Here is a 558-nt window from a genome sequence, read left to right on the forward strand (position 1 = left end):
CGTGAGCGGCGACACCACCGATGACAACACCCCGACCCTGAGCGGCAAGGCCGAGCCGGGCAGCACGGTGAACATCATCGACAACGGCCAGGTTATCGGCTCCACGAAGGTGAACCCGGACGGTACCTGGAGCTTCACCCCGGATCAGGCGCTCTCCAACGGCGAGCACGACCTGACCACCACCGTGACCGATCCGTCAGGCAACACCGGACCGGAAGGGTCGCACGTGGTCATCACCGTTGACGTGGTCCCGGGCAAGGTGGAAATCACCGGCGTGACCGACGACGTCGGCAGCGTGACCGGCAGCCTGTCCCAGAACGCGGTCACCGACGATACCCGTCCGCAAATCAGCGGCACGGCGAAGGCGGGCAGCACCGTAACCATCATGGACGGCAGCAACGTGCTGGGCACCACCACCGCGGGCGCGGACGGTACCTGGAGCTTCACGCCGAGCGTGGATCTGGGTCGCGGCGAGCACAGCTTCACCGCCACGGCGAAGGATCCGATGGGCAACGAGTCAAGCAGCAGCAGCTGGACCGTGACCATCGATACCGATGC

At 66.1% G+C, this 558-nt stretch carries 1 protein-coding gene; it reads left to right on the top strand.

What is annotated here, in order from left to right; genetic code table 11:
• Window positions 1-558: Ig-like domain-containing protein (locus AC2T6E_RS22640; protein ID WP_486693253.1), on the top strand; the 558-nt coding region annotated here is incomplete at both ends.

Source organism: Enterobacter sp. B79-1 (assembly GCF_057444735.1).